The following is a 3,955-nucleotide window of genomic DNA, read 5'->3' as shown; positions in this document are numbered from 1 at the left end:
TTTCGGAAGCCGCGAACTACGCCAAGGGCGGTAACGCCACGAAGATCGTGGTCGTCGGCCACACCGACACCTCGGGTTCGCCGAAGTACAACGCCCGCCTGTCGGAGCGTCGCGCCAAGGCTGTCGCCGATGGTCTGGTCGGGGCCGGCGTCGCGGCCACCACCCTGGCCGTCGACTGGAAGGGCGAAAGCGAACCGGCCGTCGCCACCGGCGATGGCGTGAAGGAACCGCTGAACCGCCGTTCCACGATCTCGATCAACTTCTAAGATCGCGATCGCGACCTGAGTTGAGGGCCCGGCGGCGACGCCGGGCCCTTTTCCTATGCGCGTGACCCTGGCCGCGGGCGGATCAGGGACGCGACTGGCTGGGCAGCGCCGCGACCTCCTCGATGGAGAGCTTGCGGAAGCGGGTGAAGCCGCAGGCGGCGACCTGGGTGTCGTCGGCGTGTCTCACCCGTGAAACCTCGGCGATCACCTGAAGGTCGGAGCCTCGACAGATCCTGCGCGCCTTTGCGGAGAAGGAGATCGTGTCGCCGGTGTTGAAGCTGGGGCAGGGGCCGCGCAGCACGCCCTGGATCACCGACCCGTCGCGCAGCCGAAGGTTCAAGGTCCGTTTGCCGGGCGCGGTCCAGTTGACGATATCCTCGGAGCCGAAACATTGGGTCGGCGCCTCGGGCTCGGGCGCGCTGGAGGCGACGCCGAGCGGCGCGGCGGTCGCGACCGCCACGAGGCAGAGCAGGAAAGGCAGTTTCATGGATAGTCCCCCGGGTGAGATGCGACGCCACGATCGGCTTGGACGCGGTCAAGGCCGATCGTGACGAATTCGGAATATTCTTGGCCTGGTCCCGCGCGTTCAGGGGCGGGCGCGGCTTGGCAGGGCGGCCGTTTCCTCGGCCGAGAGCGTGCGGAAACCACTGGCGTCGCACGAGCGGACATAGGGCGGGTCGGCGTGCCGGACGCGCCGGACCGTGCCCACCACCGTCAGGTCCGAGCCCCGGCAGACGCGCGTGGCGCGGGCCGAAAAGCCGATGGTGTCGTTGCTGTCGAAGTTCGGGCAGGGGCCGCGCAACGTGGCCTCGATGACGCGGTTGTCGCGCAGCCGCAGGTGCAGGGTCCCCTGGTCGGGCGCGGTCCAATTGACGATGTCGGCGGAGCGGAAGCACTGGGCCTTGGCCAGTTTCGGCGCGCTTGACCTGATGGACAGCGGCGCGCCCGCCGTCATCGCGATCAGACCCAGCATCAGAAGCGGTTTCATCAGCGTTCCCGATCCTTGACGTTGTGGCGCGCCGCAAGACAACTTTTCTCCCGCGCGTCCTTGCGGGTCAAGGCGCAACCAAAGAAAAGACGCCCCCGACGGTATCGGGAGCGTCATCGGCCGGGCGTCCCGAGAGGGCGTCGGGGGCCGGCTAGGCCGACATTCTGCGAGCGTCGGCTCCTATGGCGTCGAGATCAGGGTCGTTGAGCGTCCGGCAGGGCGGCGGCCTCCTCGGGGGCCAGCTGACGCACGGATTTCACGGCGCACCGCAGGGGGCCGGCGCCGCTGCGGGTGATCACCGTGGCGGGCCTGCCGTCGCAGATCTCGTCGTTGAAACTGGTGTCGAAGGCCAGGGTTCGATAGGTCCCCAGCCCCGGACAGGCGCCGACCAGGGTCACCTGGTACACGGCCGCGGTTTGCAGGCGGACATTGATCACGCTGTCGCCGCTGACGGCCCAGTTGGCGATCCGTCCGCTGCGGAAACACTGCTTGGCCGGCTTGACCCTGGCGTCGGGGCCCTTGGCGTCCGAGGCCGTGACGGGCAGGCCGCCCGTCGCGGCCAGGAAGGTCGCCGCGAGGACAACGGCGCCGATGCGGTTCATCGCATTCTCCTATGTCCCCGTTCCGGGGAATTATAGCGCTCGAGGTTGATCGCGCGACGAAAATCGCGTCGGTTCGACCAGGGCCGACAGGTCGCGGGGCAGGGGCGAGGGCAGGTCCAGAATCCGCGTGACCAGATGCTCGGCCAGCAGCGGCGCCAGGCAGAAACCCCGTCCGCCCAGGCCGCCCAGCACGAACAGGCCGGGCGGGGCGTCGGGCACGGCGCCGGCCAGCGGCAGGTGGTCGGCGGTGGCGGCGCGCAGGGCCGCGCGGCCCTCCAGCGGGGCGTCCGCCAGCCTGGCGGCCAGGGCCGGCAGGCCCTTGGCCAAGGTTTCGAGATTGCGGGCGTGGTCGGCCGGCCGGACATCGGTCTCGACGGCGTCGCGGTCGTGGGTGGCGCCGAACAGCAGGCCGTCGCGGGTGGGCGCGACATAGCCGCCGAACGCCGCGGCGGCGGGGCAGGGATGGTCGGTCCAACTGGTCTGGCCCCGCACCGGCCGCACGGGCGCCTGCGGCCACAGCCGGGCCTGACCGGCCCCGCCGGCCAGCACGACGGCGTCGACCTGCGCCAGGCAGCCGTCCCGCGCGTCGAACAATCGCCAGGTCGCGCCGTCCCGGGCGATGCGGGCGACCAGCACGGCGACGGCTTCGCCCCGCCAGGCGTCGAGCACGCGGGACGGCTCGACGACCAGCGCGTCGGCCATGGCCAGGGCGCCCGGCGCGGGTTCGCCCAGCCGCCGGGTCGCCGTCTCGGCGTCCAGCAGGCTCATCGACCCGGGCTCGAACAGGTCCTGCCCGGCCACGGCGGCGTGGCGTTGCGCCTCGCGCGGGGTCGTGGCCAGCTTCAGCACCCCACGGGCGATCACCGCCTCGGGCAGGGCCGCGTACAGCGTCACGGCGCGGGCGAAGGCCTGGGCGGGCAGGGCGGCGCGCGGGCCGCCGCCGGCGTCGAGGGCCGGGGTGACCAGGGCGGCGGGATTGCCCGAGGCGGGCGCCAGGCCGTCGTCGAACACCGTGACCTCCAGGCCCTCGGCGCGGGCCGCGCGGGCCATGGCGGCGCCGGCGATCCCGCCGCCGACCACCGCCAGGCGACGCGGGCGCGGCGCGGCGTCGGGCGCGGCGTCGGGCCCGTCCGGCATGCGGGCCTCCAGGCGCTGCTTCTTGCGGCCGAAGCCCGGGCGCTTGTCGACCTGGAAGCCGGCGGCGGCCAGGCCGCGCCGCACCGCGCCGGCCACCGTGAAGGTGGCGGCCCGGGCCCCCGGGGCCGAGCGCGCGGCGACGGCGGCCAGGATCTCCTCGCGCCACATGGCCGGGTTGAGGGCCGGGGAGAAGCCGTCGAGGAACCAGGCGTCGGCGGCGCCGTGCCAGGCCGCCAGGGCCGGCTCGACGTCCATCACCGCCAGGTCGCAGGTCGCGTCGAAGCCCGGCAGGTCGATGCGGTGGAAGCCCCGCGCCTGGCCCGGCCAATGGTCGAGCAGGACGCCGGCCGCCTCGCCCAGTTCGGGCCAGACCGCCAGGGCCCGGGCCGCCTCGTCGCGGGTGATCGGGTGGCCCTCGATCGAGAAGACGTGCAGCCGGCCGCCCTCGGGGCGCTCGCGTCGCCACAGGTCCAGCAGGGCGGCGATGTTCAGGCCGGTGCCGAAGCCCAGCTCGCCGACCGTGAAGTGGTCGCGCCCGGCCCAGGCGGCGGGCAGGTCGCAGCCGGCCAGGAACACCGCCCGCGTCTCGGCCAGGCCGTCGGCGCTGGAGAAGTAGACGTCGCCGTACAGCGCCGACTGGGGCATGCCGTCGTCGCGCCAGACCAGGGGGGAGCCGAGAGGGGAGGAGGGGTCGCTCATGGCGGTCTTATAGAAGAAGGGCCGCCCTCGCGGACGGCCCTTCGACGTTCCTGACGCGAAAACCTCGACGAGGCGTCGCGGAGCCGTTCAGGCCTTAGTGGGCCGGAGCGGCTTCCTTCTTTTCGGCCGGGGCGGCCGCGGCCGGAGCTTCGGCGGCGGTGGTGGCGTCGGCGGCGCCGGCGGCCGGAGCGGCGGCGGCGTCAGCGGCGGCCTTGTTGGCGTCGGCGGCGGCGCCGGCGGCGGTCGCGGCGGCGTCGGTGGCG

Annotated in this window: 5 protein-coding genes; 1 reads left to right on the top strand and 4 read right to left on the bottom strand. The window is 73.5% G+C overall.

Going from position 1 to position 3,955, the window contains the following annotated elements:
- On the top strand, window positions 1-266 hold a 266-nt coding region (locus PMI01_RS19850), incomplete at its 5' end, for an OmpA family protein (protein ID WP_007673093.1).
- A gap of 82 nt (window positions 267-348) precedes the next feature.
- On the opposite strand, the gene PMI01_RS19845 is transcribed toward PMI01_RS19850, so the two are convergent.
- From PMI01_RS19845 to mnmD, 4 genes are all read right to left on the bottom strand, one after another.
- Complete coding sequence (locus PMI01_RS19845) at window positions 349-753, bottom strand: hypothetical protein (RefSeq protein ID WP_007673090.1); 405 nt, start codon at window positions 751-753, stop codon at window positions 349-351.
- A 99-nt stretch (window positions 754-852) separates the two neighbouring features.
- On the bottom strand, window positions 853-1,254 hold the full coding sequence (locus PMI01_RS19840; protein ID WP_007673087.1) for a DUF6491 family protein: 402 nt from the start codon (window positions 1,252-1,254) through the stop codon (window positions 853-855).
- A gap of 194 nt (window positions 1,255-1,448) precedes the next feature.
- A complete protein-coding gene (locus tag PMI01_RS26165) occupies window positions 1,449-1,856 on the bottom strand; it encodes a DUF6491 family protein (protein WP_007673085.1) in 408 nt (135 codons plus the stop codon).
- 30 nt (window positions 1,857-1,886) lie between these two features.
- On the bottom strand, window positions 1,887-3,692 hold the full coding sequence (mnmD, locus tag PMI01_RS19830) for a tRNA (5-methylaminomethyl-2-thiouridine)(34)-methyltransferase MnmD (protein WP_007673082.1): 1,806 nt from the start codon (window positions 3,690-3,692) through the stop codon (window positions 1,887-1,889).
- Window positions 3,693-3,955: the final 263 nt, after the last annotated feature.

The organism is Caulobacter sp. AP07, from assembly GCF_000281955.1.
Lineage (GTDB): Bacteria > Pseudomonadota > Alphaproteobacteria > Caulobacterales > Caulobacteraceae > Caulobacter.
Note: the sequence above shows the minus strand (reverse complement) of the source record. Positions and strands in the feature narration are given on the sequence as shown.

What these genes read in the sequence shown, in the direction of transcription:
- PMI01_RS19845 (WP_007673090.1), bottom strand. Translation starts at nt 753, where the DNA reads ATGAAACTGCCTTTCCTGCTCTGCCTCGTGGCGGTCGCGACCGCCGCG.
- PMI01_RS26165 (WP_007673085.1), bottom strand. Translation starts at nt 1,856, where the DNA reads ATGAACCGCATCGGCGCCGTTGTCCTCGCGGCGACCTTCCTGGCCGCG.
- mnmD (WP_007673082.1), bottom strand. Translation starts at nt 3,692, where the DNA reads ATGAGCGACCCCTCCTCCCCTCTCGGCTCCCCCCTGGTCTGGCGCGAC.
- PMI01_RS19840 (WP_007673087.1), bottom strand. Translation starts at nt 1,254, where the DNA reads ATGAAACCGCTTCTGATGCTGGGTCTGATCGCGATGACGGCGGGCGCG.